Source organism: Chryseobacterium glaciei (genome assembly GCF_001648155.1).
GTDB lineage: Bacteria > Bacteroidota > Bacteroidia > Flavobacteriales > Weeksellaceae > Chryseobacterium > Chryseobacterium glaciei.
Window position 1 is genome coordinate 2,846,102 of record NZ_CP015199.1, and the last position, 17,693, is coordinate 2,863,794.

Annotated in this window: 16 protein-coding genes; 8 read left to right on the forward strand and 8 right to left on the reverse strand. The window is 33.8% G+C overall.

All coding sequences use genetic code 11. From position 1 onward, the window contains the following. Window positions 1-371 precede the first annotated feature (371 nt). The 4 genes from gap to A0O34_RS12675 all read right to left on the reverse strand — a co-directional run bounded on the left by gap (window position 372) and on the right by A0O34_RS12675 (window position 4,872). Complete coding sequence (gene gap, locus A0O34_RS12660; protein ID WP_066755141.1) at window positions 372-1,376, reverse strand: type I glyceraldehyde-3-phosphate dehydrogenase; 1,005 nt, start codon at window positions 1,374-1,376, stop codon at window positions 372-374. 26 nt (window positions 1,377-1,402) lie between these two features. Further along, the gene (gene pfkA, locus A0O34_RS12665) at window positions 1,403-2,389 is read right to left on the reverse strand and encodes a 6-phosphofructokinase (RefSeq protein ID WP_066755143.1); all 987 of its coding nucleotides are present in this window, start codon (window positions 2,387-2,389) and stop codon (window positions 1,403-1,405) included. 331 nt (window positions 2,390-2,720) lie between these two features. Next, complete coding sequence (locus A0O34_RS12670; RefSeq protein ID WP_066755145.1) at window positions 2,721-3,479, reverse strand: TIGR03915 family putative DNA repair protein; 759 nt, start codon at window positions 3,477-3,479, stop codon at window positions 2,721-2,723. Window positions 3,480-3,612: 133 nt separating this feature from the next. Continuing rightward, window positions 3,613-4,872, reverse strand: coding sequence for a putative DNA modification/repair radical SAM protein (locus A0O34_RS12675; RefSeq protein WP_066755147.1), 1,260 nt, complete (start codon window positions 4,870-4,872; stop codon window positions 3,613-3,615). Between the two features lie 347 nt (window positions 4,873-5,219). Here A0O34_RS12675 and A0O34_RS12680 point away from each other — a divergent pair, with 347 nt between their 5' ends. The 7 genes from A0O34_RS12680 (at window position 5,220) to A0O34_RS12710 (ending at window position 12,172) form a co-directional block, all read left to right on the forward strand. Next, on the forward strand, window positions 5,220-6,548 hold the full coding sequence (locus A0O34_RS12680) for a hydroxymethylglutaryl-CoA reductase, degradative (RefSeq protein ID WP_066755149.1): 1,329 nt from the start codon (window positions 5,220-5,222) through the stop codon (window positions 6,546-6,548). 166 nt (window positions 6,549-6,714) lie between these two features. Continuing rightward, window positions 6,715-7,785, forward strand: coding sequence for a hypothetical protein (locus A0O34_RS12685; protein ID WP_066755151.1), 1,071 nt, complete (start codon window positions 6,715-6,717; stop codon window positions 7,783-7,785). Window positions 7,786-7,787: 2 nt separating this feature from the next. Then, window positions 7,788-8,174 carry a DUF423 domain-containing protein gene (locus A0O34_RS12690; protein WP_066755153.1) on the forward strand — a complete coding sequence of 129 codons (387 nt, stop codon included), beginning with the start codon at window positions 7,788-7,790 and terminating at the stop codon, window positions 8,172-8,174. A 55-nt stretch (window positions 8,175-8,229) separates the two neighbouring features. Next, complete coding sequence (locus tag A0O34_RS12695; protein WP_066755155.1) at window positions 8,230-8,916, forward strand: hypothetical protein; 687 nt, start codon at window positions 8,230-8,232, stop codon at window positions 8,914-8,916. A gap of 80 nt (window positions 8,917-8,996) precedes the next feature. Further along, entirely contained in the window at window positions 8,997-10,274 is a 1,278-nt protein-coding gene (locus A0O34_RS12700) for a chloride channel protein (protein WP_066755157.1), read from the forward strand. A 131-nt stretch (window positions 10,275-10,405) separates the two neighbouring features. Then, window positions 10,406-11,596, forward strand: coding sequence for an ADP-forming succinate--CoA ligase subunit beta (gene sucC, locus A0O34_RS12705; protein ID WP_066755161.1), 1,191 nt, complete (start codon window positions 10,406-10,408; stop codon window positions 11,594-11,596). A 126-nt stretch (window positions 11,597-11,722) separates the two neighbouring features. Then, entirely contained in the window at window positions 11,723-12,172 is a 450-nt protein-coding gene (locus A0O34_RS12710; protein ID WP_157886012.1) for a hypothetical protein, read from the forward strand. 51 nt (window positions 12,173-12,223) lie between these two features. Here the strand turns inward: A0O34_RS12710 and A0O34_RS12715 are convergent, their stop codons facing one another. Beyond that, a complete protein-coding gene (locus A0O34_RS12715) occupies window positions 12,224-13,105 on the reverse strand; it encodes a mechanosensitive ion channel family protein (protein WP_066755165.1) in 882 nt (293 codons plus the stop codon). Window positions 13,106-13,204: 99 nt separating this feature from the next. Between A0O34_RS12715 and A0O34_RS12720 the strand changes: the two genes are divergently transcribed. Beyond that, window positions 13,205-13,840: a peroxiredoxin gene (locus A0O34_RS12720; RefSeq protein WP_066755166.1), complete on the forward strand. Its 636-nt coding sequence runs from the start codon at window positions 13,205-13,207 to the stop codon at window positions 13,838-13,840. A 106-nt stretch (window positions 13,841-13,946) separates the two neighbouring features. Here the strand turns inward: A0O34_RS12720 and A0O34_RS12725 are convergent, their stop codons facing one another. The 3 genes from A0O34_RS12725 to A0O34_RS12735 all read right to left on the reverse strand — a co-directional run bounded on the left by A0O34_RS12725 (window position 13,947) and on the right by A0O34_RS12735 (window position 17,601). Beyond that, the gene (locus A0O34_RS12725) at window positions 13,947-14,537 is read right to left on the reverse strand and encodes a hypothetical protein (RefSeq protein WP_066755167.1); all 591 of its coding nucleotides are present in this window, start codon (window positions 14,535-14,537) and stop codon (window positions 13,947-13,949) included. Between the two features lie 162 nt (window positions 14,538-14,699). After that, on the reverse strand, window positions 14,700-15,215 hold the full coding sequence (locus tag A0O34_RS12730; RefSeq protein ID WP_066755169.1) for a PepSY domain-containing protein: 516 nt from the start codon (window positions 15,213-15,215) through the stop codon (window positions 14,700-14,702). Between the two features lie 94 nt (window positions 15,216-15,309). Beyond that, entirely contained in the window at window positions 15,310-17,601 is a 2,292-nt protein-coding gene (locus tag A0O34_RS12735) for a TonB-dependent siderophore receptor (protein WP_066755171.1), read from the reverse strand. Window positions 17,602-17,693 lie beyond the last annotated feature (92 nt).

A 17,693-nucleotide genomic window follows, 5' to 3' on the forward strand; every position in this document is an offset into this window, starting at 1 on the left:
AATAGTTAAAATTTTCTTAAAAATACCTCAAAAGGGGGATTTTTTTATCGAGATAAAATTCTAATATTTGTTGTAGTTAATAACCGTGAAAACTTTCTTTAAACTGTTTAGCTTTACAGTTGATCTTTCTAGACTTATTCTTAGTTCAGAAAAATTTTAATCAAACAATAAAAAAATAAGAAATATGCTGTTTGCAGAGAACAGTATATTAATGATAAAGTTTAAAATTTTCGTTAGCTGTTGAAAAGGATAAACTAAAAACCTCTCAAATCTTTTTTTTGAGAGGTATTTTTTATTTTAGATTGATTATTTAAACAAAAAAAGCCTCCCAATTTGGAAGACTTTATATATTGCTAATTAATTATTTCTAATTATAAAGAAGCAGCGTGTACAAGCATATCAACCAACTTGTTTGAATACCCCATTTCGTTGTCATACCAAGAAACAAGTTTTACAAAGTTAGGAGAAAGCATGATACCAGCGTCTTTGTCGAAGATTGAAGTTCTCTTGTCTCCAATGAAGTCCTGAGAAACTACAGCATCTTCAGTGTATCCAAGAATACCTTTCAATTCACCTTCAGAAGCAGCTTTGATAGCAGCACAGATCTCTTCGTAAGAAGTAGCTTTTTCTAATCTTACAGTTAAATCTACTACAGAAACGTCTACAGTTGGTACTCTGAAAGACATACCTGTTAATTTTCCGTTCAATGAAGGGATTACTTTTCCTACCGCTTTAGCAGCACCTGTAGAAGAAGGAATAATATTGTTTAGAGCAGCTCTACCACCTCTCCAGTCTTTCGCAGAAGGACCGTCAACAGTTTTTTGAGTTGCCGTTGTAGCGTGTACAGTTGTCATCAAACCTTCTACGATCCCGAAGTTATCGTGGATAACTTTAGCTAAAGGAGCTAAACAGTTAGTCGTACAAGATGCATTTGATAAGATTTTGATATCGTCTGTAAGTTCAGTGTGATTTACACCCATTACGAACATTGGAGTATCATCTTTAGAAGGAGCAGAAAGGATTACTTTTTTTGCACCAGCATTGATGTGAGCCTGAGCAGAATCTTTAGACAAGAATAAACCTGTAGATTCTACGATATAATCAGCACCAATTTCGCTCCACTTTAGGTTGTTTGGGTCTCTCTCAGCAGTTACTCTGATTCTTTTACCGTTTACCACAAGATCGTTACCTTCTACAGATACCTCTCCCGGGAAAATTCCGTGTACAGAATCATATTTTAACATGTAAGCCATGTATGTAGCATCGATAAGGTCATTGATTCCTACAACTTCGATATTGTCTCTTTCAGTCATTGCTCTGAAAACAAGACGTCCAATTCTACCAAACCCGTTGATACCTACTTTAATTGTTGACATAATAGTTTGTTTTAAATTATAAAATATTAGATTGCTAAAATTTCTGAAATCAATAATAGATCTTTGTTGATTTCGTTATGTTTTTTAATGGCTTCTTCAATGGCTGTATATACCATATCATTGGAACGCATTCCTACCATTACGTTTGTTTGTCCTTCCATTAACCCTACCACAGCACCATATCCCAGTCTGCTTGCCAAAACTCTGTCTGCACAACTTGGTGAACCTCCTCTCTGGATATGTCCTAAAATTGCAACACGAATGTCATAATCAGGAAATTCCAATTTAGTTTTTTCGGCTAATTCGTAAATGTTGGCTAATTTTTCACCTTCCGCTACTACAACGATGCTTGATGCTTTTCCTGTTTTTTCCCCTTTTCTGAAATTAGCAAAAAGCTCATCCATACTATCCTTTTTCTCAGGAATCAAAATATCCAAAGCACCAGTCGCCAATCCGCTGTTCAAAGCAATAAAACCGGCATCACGACCCATCACCTCAACAAAGAAAACTCTATTGTGAGAAGTTGCGGTATCACGAATCTTATCGATTGCTTCCATTGCGGTATTTAAAGCAGTGTCGTAACCAATCGTGTTATCAGTCCCGAAAATATCATTATCGATAGTTCCTGGCACACCAAGAACTCTGATCCCGAATTCTTCATTAAAGATCTTTGCTCCTGTGAAAGTTCCGTCCCCACCGATACAAACCAATGCATCAACACCGTGTTTTACACAGTTGTCGTAGGCTTTCTGACGGCCTTCTTTGGTTCTAAATTCCTTGGATCTGGCAGATTTCAAAATAGTTCCGCCTTGGTTGATTATATTTTTTACGGAACGAGGTCCCATTTTCAGGAATTCGTCGTGGATAAGGCCGTTATAGCCCTCTCTTACTCCGTAACATTCTATATTATAATAGTTTGCGGTTCTTACCACCGCTCTTAATGCTGCATTCATACCCGGAGAATCTCCTCCTGAAGTAAGAACTGCAATTTTTTTTACAGCACTCTCTTTCATCTAGTAAAAAATTTCGAACACAAATCTACAAAAACAAGTTCAGATTATCATAGTAACTTTATAAGACTTTTGAATATAAATTATTAAAAATGTCTAAAATTTGTCGGTTTAAAAATATATCTCACAGTTTTGGTTTCCGGAGCATTAAATCAAACCCATATTAAGATGAAATATTTTCACTAAAAAAGGATTGGATAATAGGTGAATCGATTGAGCAATAGCTGAAAGCTAGCTGATTAAAATAGTATTTTCAAACATCTGTGCAAATTTGTGTAATCTGTGGGAGAAAAAAATATGCATTATTAACGAAATAATTTATTAAAATAAAAAATCAATTCTTCTCCGTCAAATACTTCCAATACCTCCTCGGAACATGCTGAATATGCAACTTTAAATTTTTCCTTTCCACAATATTAGTCTTCGTAAAATATCTTTGCCAAAGCGTTTGATATTGGGTTTCTTCATCATGAAACTTCTGTTGATATTTATTTAAGTCTAATTTTTCGTCAGGATAAAAGAAATCGCAGTTTTCCAGATCGTAGAGAATTCCATAGTTTCTTCTCAGATCATAAATCATCCATTTTTGATCCTGATAACGGTTTTTAAAATGTTTTCGAATTAAAGGAAGTACATTAAAATCAGGATCTATTTTGGCGAAAAAAACATCATCCTGCATTTTTTCAAAACGAACAAAAGCGGTCATTCTATGTCTTTCTCGGCTGACAGATTTGCAGATTTTAGAAATTTTCAACATATCATTATCTGCATAATTTTGCAGAATGTTTTCGGTTGGATGTTGAATCGATTGTTTCACAGCGGATAAAATAAGTTGTTCTAACTCCGAATCCTCAGATAAATAAACTTTCAACAATTCATGAATCCCGGATTTGCCAATGTTTTTTTCTAATTTATTTAAAACCCTTTCTGTTTTTTCATTTTGAGTAATCACTTCATGAATTTCCGCAAAAATATTTTCCTGATGAAACCTTTCTCTGCTTACAATTTCTACATCTTTATAACGATATTCAAAAACTTCAAATATCGCTGTGAAAAGTCCGTCGAAACTGCCGTCGTAGAGTAGGGTGGTCATGTTGAGTTGGAGAGTTATTGAGTTGGAGAATTATAGAGTTTGGGAGTTTTGGAGTGAATTTATTTGGTATTTAAGTCACAGAATTATTAGTGAAATTTGTGAAAAATATTTGTGCTAATTGTGTTTAAAAAGTTTAAAACAAAGTCAACTGCTGCGAAAACTGATTCTGAAATTTAGAGGTACTTCCCCCAATCAATAGTTTTCTAAGATTAATATCAGTCAAATGTCTCAAATGAATATTTCCTGCAGTAAAATCAATAAAATATTTGGCGCGATTCACTGCTGCTCCCAATTTTTTCAAATGTTCTATTGTCAAAACTTGAAAACGTCTTGCACTCACAATTTTCTGAGCCGTTTTTACACCAATTCCTGGGATCCTTAAAATCATTTGATAATCTGCAGTTTGTAAATTAATAGGAAATTGATGCAAATGTCTTAATGCCCAACTCAATTTTGGATCAACTTCCAAATCAAGAAAAGGCATATTCGGATCTAAAATTTCTTCTGCTTTAAAACCATAAAAACGCATCAGCCAATCCGATTGATACAAACGGTTTTCCCTAAGCATCGGCACTGCTGTAGTTAAAGAAGGTAATCTTTTATCCTCTAAAACAGGAACATAACCGGAATAATAAACTCTTTTTAGATTAAAATTCTTGTAAAAATGATCGGCAACTTTGATGATTTGTAAATCATTTTCATTTGTCGCGCCAACAATCATTTGAGTAGATTGTCCAGCAGGCGCAAACTTCGGAACTTTTCTGAAGATTTTCTTTTCATCTTTATATTGAGCAATCCCATTCTGAATATATTTCATAGGATTGAGCATATCCTGTCGATTTTTTTCAGGAGCTAATAATTTCAACCCGCTTTCTGTGGGGATTTCAATATTAATAGATAACCTGTCGGCATACAAAGCGGCTTCCTGCATCAATTCGTCACTCGCTCCGGGAATCGACTTTAAATGAATATATCCGTTAAAATTTTCTTCAAGACGTAATTTTTTCGCAACACGAACCAAGCGTTCCATCGTCGTGTCGGCATTTTTGAAAATACCTGAGCTTAAAAATAACCCCTCAATATAATTTCTGCGGTAAAAATTTATCGTTAAATCTACCACTTCATCCACTGTAAAACCGGCTCTTTTAATATCATTCGAACTTCTGGAAACACAGTAAGCACAATCGTAAATGCAGTGATTGGTCAAAAGAATTTTGAGAAGAGAGACGCATCGTCCGTCTTCCGTATAGGTGTGACAAATTCCGCTTGCGGAACTGTCTCCCAAAGCGCCTTTCTTGTTCTTTCTCGATCCTCCACTGGATGAGCACGAAACATCATATTTCGCTGCATCAGCAAGGATTTCGAGTTTTTCTTTCAGACGGTCAAAATTCATTTTTTATTTTATTTTTACCACAAAAGGCACAAAAGATTTTAAGTTTAAGTAATTTGAAAATTAAAAGTTCACAGAAGAAAAAATCAAAGATTTTTAAGAATCTTATGTTTACTTTTTTACAATCATGCATTTCTCTATGATGCAAAAGCTTTTGTTACTTTTGTGGTTTAAAAGTTAATTTTTCTGTTCAAATGTAGTTCCAAAATTGATAAATGTCAATCTTTTTTCATGGAAGTTATCAACATATTACAGAGACAAAATTAGTATATTTACGGTCATCAATTTATGCGTTGAATCGTAAACTCGCGATTTCTCATCCATATAATAAGAAATAAAAATCTACCCATATGAACCATAAACCCGTAGAAGGTTTTTCCAAATTAACAAAGCAAGGGAAAATCGACTGGCTTGTCACAGAATATCTTGAAGGAAACGAAGAATATCAAAATATATTAAAACAATACTGGAACGAAAATGCTGATCTTCAGAAGCTTCATGATGAGTTTTCTGAAAATACGATTTCCAATTTTTATATGCCTTACGGAATTGCACCCAATTTCTTAATCGACGGAAAATTATTCGCTCTTCCGATGGCTGTTGAAGAAAGTTCTGTGGTGGCGGCGGCTTCAAAGGCTGCAAAATTTTGGATTGATAAAGGTGGTTTTAAAACAACAATCATCAATACTGAAAAATTAGGGCATACGCACTTTATATTTAATGTAGAATCTCATAAACTGCTTAATTTTTTTAACTTCAATTTAAAGAAAAAACTGATTGAAGCTACCAACGACATCACGGCAAACATGAGAAATCGCGGCGGAGGAATTTTAGATATAAAATTGGTTGATAAAACCGCTGAAATGCCCAATTATTACCAGCTTAAAGCAAGTTTTGACACGGTAGATTCAATGGGTGCGAATTTTATTAATTCTTGTCTTGAACAGTTCGGGAAAACGTTGAAGCAAGAAGTTGCAACAAGCGAATCTTTCACGCAGGAAGAGAAAAATACATTACAGATTGTGATGAATATTCTTTCTAATTTTACACCGGATTGTATCGTAAGAGCTGAGGTTTCTTGCAAAATTGAAGACTTAAAAGACGACAGCGGAATTTCCAATGAAGAATTTGCAAGAAAATTCAAACAGGCGGTCACAATTGCTGAAATTGAACCTTTCCGTGCAACAACTCATAACAAAGGCGTGATGAATGGAGTAGATGCTGTGGTAATCGCGACCGGAAATGATTTCAGAGCAACCGAAGCTTGTGCCCATGCCTATGCTGCAAGAGATGGACAATACAGATCGTTGACACATTGTACAACAGATAACGGAATTTTCAGATTTTGGATTGATCTTCCAATTTCTGTGGGAGTTGTGGGAGGTTTAACGAATCTTCATCCTTTGGTAAAATTCTCTTTAGCTTTGCTTGGTAAGCCTTCTGCCCAGGAATTGATGAGTATTTTGGCGGTTTCTGGTTTGGCTCAAAACTTTGGAGCGTTACGTTCTTTGGTGACGACAGGAATTCAAAAAGGTCATATGAAAATGCATTTATTCAATATCCTAAATCAAATGGGAGCTACGGAAGAAGAAAAGCAGCATTTTGTGATATATTTTAAAGATAAAACGGTTACGCACCACGAAGTTATCAACGAATTTAATAGATTAAGAAACAAATAATGCTGCAAATTGCTTTACCAATTCTGTTTATCATATTCGGAATATTTTTAAAGAAAACAAATAATCCGGGTTTTAGAAGTTCAAAGAAATTCGCCATTATGTTTATTATTTTGGGGGTTTCTACTTTGGTAGCCAGATTTATTACCCTTTACTTAAAATCTAAGTAATGAGAAGTAAAATTTTATTCTTTTTGCTTATTTCCGGTTTAAGTTTTTCACAACAGAAAAATGTAAAAATAAACGATTTAAAACCGAAGACTGAAGATTCTGTTTTTCCGTTGGTTTCTTATTCTGAAAACCCTAGAGTCGAAAATAAAATCAATACTTTTTTGCAGGTTGATCAATTAGAATATATCCTGGGAGCAGAAGGAAATCCTTTTAAGCTGGTTTCTGCGGGAAAAACGTCATACTCCAATTATGTTTATTTTTACAGTTGGGAGAAATTAGAAACTCCTAAAAATATTTTAAGTATTGCATTAGACGGTGAAGCTTCCGGAGCTTATCCTGAAAGTTTTTTAATCTGGAAGAATTTTGATTTGAGAACGGGAAACTTTATTAATGCTAAAGATTTATTTCAAGTCAATTCAATAAAAACAGTTGAAAATTTAATTCAGAAACAGGTAAAGAAAGAGGTTAATGATTTTCTTTCACAATTAAAATCAGAGAAAAATCCTTCAGAAGAGGTTTTGGATCAGATTGCTATGTATGAAGAATGTTTTACGGCATTTACTTTAGAAGATATCGGGTATTATTTCGGAAAGGATAAAATTAGATTTATTGCTGGAAGATGTTCTAATCATGCAATGAGAGCATTGGATGAGCTGGACAGTCACGTTGTTGAATTCCCTTACAAAGAACTGGATAAATATTGGAGCCCTTATGCGAAAAATTTGTTGTCAGGTTCGGAGCAAACCGATAAAACAAGTCTTAGCAATAAACTATATAAAGGAAAGATTGATGGCAAATATCCTATTACAGTTTTAATCAAAAAGCTTTATGATGATGGTGGTTTTTCTGCCGTGTATTGGTACGATAAAAATAAAAAACTGATCGAGTGGAATGGGAAGATACAAGGAAATCATATTTCGCTCGTAGAAAGCGATTATTATAGTGAAGAAGCCAGACAATGGATGCTGAGAGGCTTGATAGAAGCAGATATACAGGGCAATAAAATCATAGGAACTTGGCAGGATCATAAAACAAAAAAATATTTAAATCTAGAATTAGAAGAATTATAAAAATGAAAACAATAACTTTAGTCTTTGGTGCTGTTTACGGCATGTTGTCAGTAATTTTAGGGGCGTTCGGCGCGCACGCTTTAAAGAAAATTTTATCTGTGGAAAGACTGGAAAGTTTTGAAACAGGAGTAAGATATCAAATGTATGCAGCCTTCTTTTTATTGATCGTAGGATACATTTTAAAGTTTGAAACATCATCAGAAAAGTGGGTTTCTATTTTAATGATTGCGGGAACGATGTTGTTTTCGTTCAGTATTTATTTCTTGAGTCTACAGGATTATTTAGGGACAAACCTTAAATTTTTAGGACCAATCACACCACTTGGAGGTTTATTAATGATCATAAGTTGGGGAATGCTGATTGTTTATTTTGCTAAGAATAGAATTTAATCAAAAAAGTAGATCTGCTATATTTTGTGTAGATTGTTTACCGAAAAATAAAACCATGAATCATCGCTTTTTATTATTTTTTATTGTTCTTATGATATCTTCTGTAAGTGTTCAGAAAATGAATGCACAGGAGAAGAAACCATTAATGAATGGAAATATTTTAACTGAAGTAAAAAATATACAAAAACGTTTTTCTGATAGTGTTAGACGGTATGATTACAAAAAAGATGAGGTTTTATATGGTCAAAAGTATAGATTTTTTTACGGTGAAAAATTAGACAATCTAAAAAAACTGTATCAAAAGATCTATGACAAAGAGGTGATGATTGGAAAGATAGATCCCAATATTTCATTTAAAACAACAAGCGGGATTCAGGCCGAAAACAATGTGCCTCAAACAGGAATTACACCTCCTGAGCAAGTGAAAAATAATTATATCAATATTGCTGAGGTTGAAAATTTCCAACAGCTTGGAGAGTTGAAAAAACGCTTAACAGCTGATTTTCCTGTTTATTTAATAGAAGATCTTGACGGAGGAACCTATCGTTGTAATTTGAATTTTGTAATTGATATCGATGGGAAATTCAAAAACGTGAAGTATAAAGGAGCATCTGATACAGAATTCGGTATCATCAGTGCATTGTTCCTGTATGCAATTGGAGGTTTGGAAAAACCTTTGATTTATAATCAAAAAACGATTGTACAAAACTTTGCACAGCCAATTGTGTTAAGATTTGAATAAATAAAATACTTATTGTAAAAGCTGTAATAATCAGCAAAGACAAATGATGAGATTCTTTTAATGTCTAAAAATAAATTAAAATGAAAATCAATAGAAGAAGGCGCTTAATCAAAACATTTGATCTTTTGGATCAACCCATCAGATTTAATCCGTTTGTGTTTAGTCGAACCTTTTTTATGTGGGCTTTTACAGGTCTGGTCGGTGGAGTTATTGCCGGATTATATTGGATTGTGCTTGAGCATTTCACTGAGTTTTTAGCAGAATTTCAAGGTTGGATGGTGATTCCTACAATGGCGATTTGTGGATTATTAGCTGGTTTAGTTATTCACTTTATCGGAGATCCGGGAGAAATTCATTTGATCGTCAATAATATCAGATTTAATAAAGGAAAATTAGAACCGAAAAATAATCCTTCCATGATTTTGTCATCCCTTTTCTGTGTGGCATCGGGTGGAAGTTTAGGTCCTGAAGCACCTTTGGTTCAGGTGACGGGCTCTACAGGAACTTGGCTCGGGAAAATTTTCAGATTGAAAGGTGAAGAATTACGTTCTTTAAGTATTGCAGGAATGGCATCCGGTTTTACGGCGCTGTTTGGCGCTCCGCTTGGAGGAAGTCTTTTTTCATTAGAAATTCTACATCATAAACACGCTGTTGAATATTACAAAGCCATTATTCCTGCGTTGGTGGCGAGCTGTTTCAGTTATCTGATGTTTGCTTTGATCATCCATTTGGGAATTGGAGCGACTTGGGATTTGAAGGCGTATCATTACACAGGAGTTTACGATTTTGCCTATGCAACCGCTTTTGGAATTGTTGGAACTTTATTTGGCTGGATCTTTATTTTTGTGGTTAAATTTTTCAAGAAAGTTTTTGAATACAGAAATTTACCAATTTATATTAAAACATTTGTAGGCGGAGTTATTCTAGGAATTATCGCTTTCTACTTTCCGATTACGAGATATTTCGGGCATAATGAAATCAATCAGATTATTAACGGAAATTTTGCATTAAACTTTTTAATTTTAATCTTAATTTTTAAAATATTAGCCATTGCAATCACTGTAACTTCAGGTTGGAGAGGTGGTTTTATCATTCCGCTTTTCTTTGTAGGAACAACGTTGGGATTAATTATCCATAATTTATTTCCAACAGTTGATACAACATTAGCAATTGTAAGTTGTATGGCCGCAATTAATGCATGTGTAACGAGAACTCCGATGAGTACAACCATTATTTTGGGAACTTTAACTGGATTTACATACTTTGTTCCGATACTTTTTGCAAGTTTAACGGGTTATTTTCTGGCTCCAAAAATTCCATTTATTGGCTCGCAGTCTGAAAAATTAACTGAAGAATAAGGCAAATTTGGTAGATATGTTAAAAATCAAGTTCATTGCGCTTTAATTTTTAAGTCAATAAACTTGAACTTCCATGTCTTTTTAGTAAATTTGTCAACCTTTAAAATTTAAAATAAAATAATAAAAATAATATGAATCTTCACGAGTATCAATCAAAAGAGATTTTATCAAAGTACGGAGTTGCTATCCAACGTGGTTTCGTAGCGAACAATGTAGAAGAAGCTGTAGCAGCTGCTGAAAAATTGACTGCTGAATTCGGAGCTCAGGCTTGGGTTGTAAAAGCACAAATTCACGCAGGTGGTCGTGGTAAAGGTGGTGGTGTAAAGTTCTCTCCAAACATGGATAAACTTAAAGAAAACGCTCAAAACATTATCGGAATGCAGTTGGTTACTCCACAAACTTCTGCTGAAGGTAAAAAAGTACACTCTGTTTTGGTTGCAGAAGATGTTTATTATCCTGGAGAATCTGAAACTAAAGAATTTTATGTTTCTATTCTTTTAGACAGAGCTGAAGGTAAAAATACAATCGTATATTCTACTGAAGGTGGTATGGATATTGAGCACGTTGCTGAAGTAACTCCTCATTTGATCCACAAAGAAATCATTGATCCTGCTTTAGGTCTTCAAGGTTTCCAGGCTAGAAAAATTGCTTTCAACTTAGGTCTTGAAGGAAATGCTTTAAAAGAATTCACAAAATTCATTACATCTCTTTACAATGCTTATACAGGAATTGATGCTTCTCTTTTCGAGATCAACCCTGTGTTGAAAACTTCTGATAACAAAATTATCGCTGTAGATGCTAAAGTAACTTTGGATGGTAACGCATTGTTCCGTCACAAAGATCTTGAAGCGTTGAGAGATACAAGAGAAGAAGATCCAATGGATGTTGAAGCTGGTGAAGCTGGTCTTAACTTCGTGAAACTAGACGGTAACGTTGCTTGTATGGTAAACGGAGCTGGTCTTGCAATGGCAACTATGGATATCATTAAATTATCTGGTGGTAGCCCTGCAAACTTCTTGGACGTTGGAGGTACTGCTGATGCTCAGAGAGTACAGACTGCTTTCGGAATTATCTTGAGAGATCCAAACGTAAAAGCAATCTTGATCAACATCTTCGGAGGTATCGTAAGATGTGACAGAGTTGCTCAAGGTGTTGTAGATGCTTACAGAGCGATGGGTAGCCTTCCGGTTCCATTGATCGTAAGATTACAGGGAACTAACGCTGTTGAAGCTAAACAATTAATTGACGAGTCAGGTCTTCCTGTACACTCTGCAATTACTTTAGAAGAAGCTGCAAACAAAGTAAAAGAAGTTTTAGCTTAAGACTAAAATTTTTATATAAAATTAAAACCGTTTCATTTTTGGAACGGTTTTTTCTTTTTAAAAATTAAATAATAATTGATGAAAAATCTATACATTCCAAATCCGTGTTCCGAAAATTGGGAAATGATGTCTCCTCAGGAAAAAGGGAGATTTTGTTCTGTCTGCAGTAAATGTGTGATTGATTTTACACAAAAACAACCAGAAGAAATTAAAAATATTTTTGTTGAAAGAAAAGATGAAAGTATTTGTGGAAGGTTTTATAATCATCAATTAACCAATAATAAAGATAATAAGTTTGAGCAGATTAAAACTCGGTTTTTTAAATATATTCCCTCAAATTTTCAAAATAATAGAATAACATTAACGGTCTTTTCTTTGATTTTATTTTTGACAGGATGTTCGAAACCCAAAGAAGAAGTTTGTGTTACAACGGGTGTTGTCATGGAAGATATAGAAATGGATACTGCTAAAAATAACCATTATGTAATGGGAGAAACTCTAATTCCGGAAGAAAAAGACACAGCGAAAATTCTAAAAAAGTATAATGTTCGTTTAAAGCAAATACACAAAAAATAATTTTTCAAACCTATATAAAAGATAACCGCCTTTCACAAAGCGGTTTTTTTATTAGTCGTGATTTTCGTTCAAAGTCGTTTCTCCGTTCGTAATGCTTATACTCGTTGGAGTTACCAATTGTATATTGTCTGAGTCGAGGCGTTGTTTAATCTTCATAAAGGCTTCACTTTTTAATTGAACCATATTTGCGCCCACCTTCATCAAGAATTTTGCCTGTAAAGTGAAGATACCTTGTTTTAGATCGGTGAAAATAACTTCTGACGTATCTAGTCTGTCAACATTTTCTAAACCTTTTATGACCTCTAAAATACCTTGCTGAACTTTATTAAGATCTTCATCTCCCGGAATTTCAAAATTTAAAATAATTCTTCGCTGAGGTGAAGCTGTAATATTATAAAAAGGAGCATTAAAAATTACCTGATTGGGAATGTAAGCTTTCTTTCCATCGTCAGTGATTAGTTTTGTGGTTAAAAATCCAATTTCCTGTACGGTTCCGGAATGAGCGCCTATTGTGATATAATCTCCGATTTTAAAGGCTTTATCAATCCCGATGAGCATTCCTGAAAATATACTTGAAACAAGATCCTTCAAGGCAACCCCGGCGATAACTCCGGCAACTCCCAAACTTCCGATGAATTTCCAAAGAAAACCACTGAAACCCATAATTTCCAAGGCGATAAAAGTTCCCATGATCATGATCATAAATCTGGAAACTTTAATTAAAGTTACTAAGGAGCCTTCTTTTTTGCTTTTTGGGAATAGTTTATGGAAGACTTTTACACAACCCTGACTTAAATATTTACTTGTAATAAGAAAAAAGGTAAAAACCAAAATCCCTACAATTAATTTCGGGGTAAGCTCTGCAAACCTTAAATACCAATTTTCCAGGACTTTATAAATGACATCGATGTAACTTAAACCATTTTTCTGCATGAAATGAAAATTTTATTAAATAAATATATAAATTTTTAACAAATATTTTGCTAGTATCAAAAAGTCTACTAAATTTGTAGACTAACAAAGCAGAATATTATGTCAATTAAATTAGGAGATACCGCACCCAACTTTCAGGCAGAATCATCTTTAGGAGATGTAGATTTTTACAATTATCTGGGAGATTCTTGGGGGATTTTGTTTTCACATCCTGCAGATTATACACCTGTATGTACAACAGAACTTGGATATACTTCAAAATTACGGTCGGAATTTGAGAAGAGAGGTACCAAAGTAATTGCATTAAGTGTGGATGGAGTAGAAGATCATCAGAACTGGATTAAAGATATTAATGAAACTCAAAATACAGATGTACAGTTTCCTATCATTGCGGATAAAGACAGAAAAGTTTCTGAATTGTATGATTTTATCCATCCCAATGCTTCGTTAACAGCTACGGTTCGTTCTTTATTAATTATTGATCCGGATAAAAAAGTAAGATTAATTATTACTTATCCAGCTTCAACGGGAAGAAATTTTAATGAAATTATTAGAGTATTGGATTCTCTTCAGTTAGTTGATTCACATAAAATTGCAACACCTGTAAATTGGAAAGATGGGGAAGATGTTATTGTTCCACCTTCAATTTCAACAGAAGATGCAAGAAAAATATTTCCGAAAGGCGTTACAGAGATTAAGCCTTATCTGAGATATACACCACAACCAAATACGTGATTTATTTGATTTTTTATAGTTTAGTTTTAATTTGTACGAAAATCGCCTCGAAAAAAATTTCGAGGCGATTTCATTTGTATACTATATGTATATGTGAAGTGATTTCTTATTTTGCGTCGTTAATGATCTGCTTACCTTTTGAAGTTGGTAAGTAAATACTGAAACCTACGTTGAAAGTAATGTTAGAGTTTAATCCCTCACTACCGAATCCTGACTGACCTTGGTATTTTACTAAACCTTCAAGACCGATATTTGGTGTAATGAAGTAAGAATAACCAGGACCAACACCGAAGTCTAAACCAGTTGTAGAGTTACCTCCTTCAACAGATCTACCTCCAACACCTAAGTTACCTTCGAAAAACCAACGACCGTGGTTTAATAAGTTGTCAACACCTTTCTCACCCGGAGATAGGAAATAACGACCTAAAGCACCAACACCGTAAGTGAAGTCTGTCGGGCTTCCGTTTGTTACTTTACTGATACCTAAATTTACATATCCACCAACTGCAACATTATCTTTAATAAAATATGCACCTTTTGGCTGTAATGCAATGCTGTAACCACCACCAGTATTTAATCCAAAGTTACTTGATACAAGGCTACTACCTACCATCCAGTTACCTTCCTGAATTTGAGCATTCATTGTAGTAGTTAATCCTGCTACAGCTAATATTCCTGATAGAATTAGTTTTTTCATAATTTATAATTTTTAATAATTAATGTTTATTATTCTTAAAGTAAGGATTAAACAACAAATGTGCCAGACTGCTCAATGTCAGGTGTTTTTTTGGAACCAGAGCGTGAATTAATGAATTTTACATCATTTTATTTTAACATTTTAATGAATAATTTTATGATTTCATATAAATAAGAGAATAATAGAAACAACAAGTCCTGCAATAGTGAAAATCATTCCTCTTTTGAATGCTTTTGTCTTTGGATTAAACATCCAGAAACTCGATATGACAAAAAAGAACAAGGCTATGCCAAAAAATGTATTTAAGGGAGACAATGTGTCTTTAGATTGCGCTTTATGAAGTTTTGTCATCTTATCTAAAACAAAAGGAAGCTCTTTTTTAGAGTATTTCGCCTCACCTGTAGCAGCATTGTATGTTCCTTGTTTAAATGTTGAAATATCTCCTTCTGTTTTTTCTACTTCGAAGTTTTTCATTTTTAATTCCTTACCTAATTCTTTTTCATTAAGGTTTCTAGCAAATGTTTTCTCGTACTTTTTCTCTTTTTTCAAGAAGTCAGTATCTCTATAAACCAATAAAACACCACTTACCGCATAAACTGCCATAATTCCTGCAAGGAAAAATCCTAAATAACGGTGGGTAATTCTCATAAAACTTCTCGTGTCCTTAATCTTATCCATGTATCAATATCTTTGTTTATTAAATTTCAAAAGTGGAAACTGCAAAAATGCAACTTCCACTTTGAATGATGAAATTATTAATAATATTAAATTATTAAAGTTTATATGTTAATGTGAAATAGTAATTTCTAGGCGTAATAGGGTTTACAGAATAATTTTCATGAACATTGTAATTTACAACATCAAATAAATTACCCACTTTTCCTTGGATTGAGAATTTGCTCCATTCGTAACCTACAGATAAAGCAACTGTTGTGTAATCTTTTAATTCAAAACTTCTGCTTACTCCATTTCTTGAAGCTAAACTGTTTGTACCGGTTTTTGTGTCATTCCATCCTGCGATTCTATCACCGATATAATAAATACCTGCCCCTACTTTTAATCCTTTTACATAGTTGGTAAATTTATAGAAAATTGACGCGTTTGCAGTTGTAGCAGGCGTTCTCACCAATCTTTGTTCTTCAACATATCCGAAAGCTTCCGGTGTGTCAAGATATACAGAATTGTTGTATGAAATACCTCCAATTATGGAAAGGTTTTCAGTAGGATTTCCTGTAATATCAAGCTCTACACCACGGCTACGCATTTTTCCGGCAAAATCTTTAATCAATCCGTTCGGATCCAATTGAAGTCCTGCATCATTTAATGCTACCTGATAATAGTTTCTATATAATATTTGATAAACAGTAAGATTAATTGCTAAAGCGTTGTTCCAAAGGTTTTTCTTAGCTCCGACTTCATATTGATCAATATTTGTTGGAGTTAAAGCTTCATTATTTCTTAATGTACCTGTATTAGCGACAAAAGAGTTTGTGTATGTAGCAAAAACAGATAAATTATCATTTGGAGAATAAACTAATCCAACTTTTGGAGATATTGCCTGGTCTGATGATGCAGTATTGTTTACTAATCCTTTACCTGTCGTTGAATTAAGATCAACAACTCCATTTTTATTAGTTTTGAATTTAGTGTTTATTGTTGGCATGTTTTCAATATATGACCAACGTAATCCTGCTATTACTTTAAACTCTTTGGTAAGGCTGATGTAATCTTGTGCATATATTCCAATTCTTCTGGTATTGATACGGTTCTTTTCTAATGTTGAAGCATCAGGAGTTGTTCCACTTGCCCAGCTTGAAGGATCATCAAGATAAACTGTTCCAAGGCTGTTTCCGTTTGTTCCGTAAAAATAGTTATTCCCGAATGCCAGCTTGTTGCTCGGATTATAATAGGTATAAGAATCTGCAGCACTGTAATCTGCATCTGCTCCAATTAATACTTTGTGATTAATTTTTCCTGTATTAAATTCACCATTAAGGTTTACCTGTGCAGAAGTATAGTTTTGTTCGTTATATGTTTTGTTTAAAGGTCTTTTCCATGAAAGACGATTGGTGGTTTTTTCATATCCCCACTGTACTCTTTCCGTAGAAAAATAATCTTTAGTATAGTTTTGATAAGAAGCTGTACTGTTTAAAGACCATTTTTCATTAAACTGATGATTAAAAGTAACGTTCGTTGAAACCTGTTGAACATTTTGATATTGCCAGTCGGTTCCTAAAAATGCACTTCTTGGAAGTAAATCATTTAATTCATAAGTAAGACCATCCTGTTTTGTAATAGACCCGATCCCAAAATCAGGAGTAATGTCATTTTTAAGATAATCAGCTTCAACAATCAATTGTGATTTTGGACTGATATTAAATAAAAATGAAGGATTAAAATAATATTTTGTAGACTGTACCACATCTCTGAAACTTTCAGCATATTCATAAGCTCCATTCATCCTAAATGCAATATTTTTGGATATTGGGCCGTAGATGTCAATTGTTGGCTTATAAGAATTCCAGCTTCCGGCATTTAATCCTACACTACCTCCAAAGTTAAATTTAGGTTTTTTGGTAACTAAATTAATAATACCTCCGGCAGCCGCATTACCATAAAGCATTGCGTTGGCACCTTTTAAAACTTCGACTCTTTCTAAACCACTTACCTCAGGGAAAACTCCACTGTTAATTCTTGATCCGTTTTTGTAAATATTATCATTACCAAAAATAAAACCACGACCTCCAAAACTGTCTTGTGAACCTCCTCTTGCAGAAGTAAGATAAACACCATTTACGTTTTGAAGAACATCACCCAATTGTTTTGCCTGTTGCTGCTCAATAATATCGTGACTGATGATAGCAATTGGCTGTGGTGTTTCCATTACTGTAAGGTTTGACTTGGTAGATAATGGTCTTGCCTTATTAGGATTTCCGGTTTTATAAAGATTTACGTCTTCAATAGTCTGGATTCTAATGGTATCATTTTCAGGAGTAAACTTCATTTGTGCATTGGCTGTGGCTGCCAATACAATAAAGCCTAAGGTAGTAATTTGTCTTTTCATTTTTACTTAATTTAGAGTGGTTTTAAATAAGGTGCAAATGTAGGTATTCAGATAATGTTATTTAGACTAATTCAAAATAAATGTTGTGATTT

Bases quoted from the DNA above. Each gene is read 5' to 3' on its own strand.
- A0O34_RS12685 (WP_066755151.1), top strand. From the start codon at position 6,715: ATGAGAAGTAAAATTTTATTCTTTTTGCTTATTTCCGGTTTAAGTTTT.
- A0O34_RS12720 (WP_066755166.1), top strand. From the start codon at position 13,205: ATGTCAATTAAATTAGGAGATACCGCACCCAACTTTCAGGCAGAATCA.
- sucC (WP_066755161.1), top strand. From the start codon at position 10,406: ATGAATCTTCACGAGTATCAATCAAAAGAGATTTTATCAAAGTACGGA.
- pfkA (WP_066755143.1), bottom strand. From the start codon at position 2,389: ATGAAAGAGAGTGCTGTAAAAAAAATTGCAGTTCTTACTTCAGGAGGA.
- A0O34_RS12735 (WP_066755171.1), bottom strand. From the start codon at position 17,601: ATGAAAAGACAAATTACTACCTTAGGCTTTATTGTATTGGCAGCCACA.
- A0O34_RS12715 (WP_066755165.1), bottom strand. From the start codon at position 13,105: ATGCAGAAAAATGGTTTAAGTTACATCGATGTCATTTATAAAGTCCTG.
- gap (WP_066755141.1), bottom strand. From the start codon at position 1,376: ATGTCAACAATTAAAGTAGGTATCAACGGGTTTGGTAGAATTGGACGT.
- A0O34_RS12710 (WP_157886012.1), top strand. From the start codon at position 11,723: ATGTCTCCTCAGGAAAAAGGGAGATTTTGTTCTGTCTGCAGTAAATGT.
- A0O34_RS12730 (WP_066755169.1), bottom strand. From the start codon at position 15,215: ATGGATAAGATTAAGGACACGAGAAGTTTTATGAGAATTACCCACCGT.
- A0O34_RS12695 (WP_066755155.1), top strand. From the start codon at position 8,230: ATGAATCATCGCTTTTTATTATTTTTTATTGTTCTTATGATATCTTCT.
- A0O34_RS12690 (WP_066755153.1), top strand. From the start codon at position 7,788: ATGAAAACAATAACTTTAGTCTTTGGTGCTGTTTACGGCATGTTGTCA.
- A0O34_RS12670 (WP_066755145.1), bottom strand. From the start codon at position 3,479: ATGACCACCCTACTCTACGACGGCAGTTTCGACGGACTTTTCACAGCG.
- A0O34_RS12680 (WP_066755149.1), top strand. From the start codon at position 5,220: ATGAACCATAAACCCGTAGAAGGTTTTTCCAAATTAACAAAGCAAGGG.
- A0O34_RS12675 (WP_066755147.1), bottom strand. From the start codon at position 4,872: ATGAATTTTGACCGTCTGAAAGAAAAACTCGAAATCCTTGCTGATGCA.
- A0O34_RS12700 (WP_066755157.1), top strand. From the start codon at position 8,997: ATGAAAATCAATAGAAGAAGGCGCTTAATCAAAACATTTGATCTTTTG.
- A0O34_RS12725 (WP_066755167.1), bottom strand. From the start codon at position 14,537: ATGAAAAAACTAATTCTATCAGGAATATTAGCTGTAGCAGGATTAACT.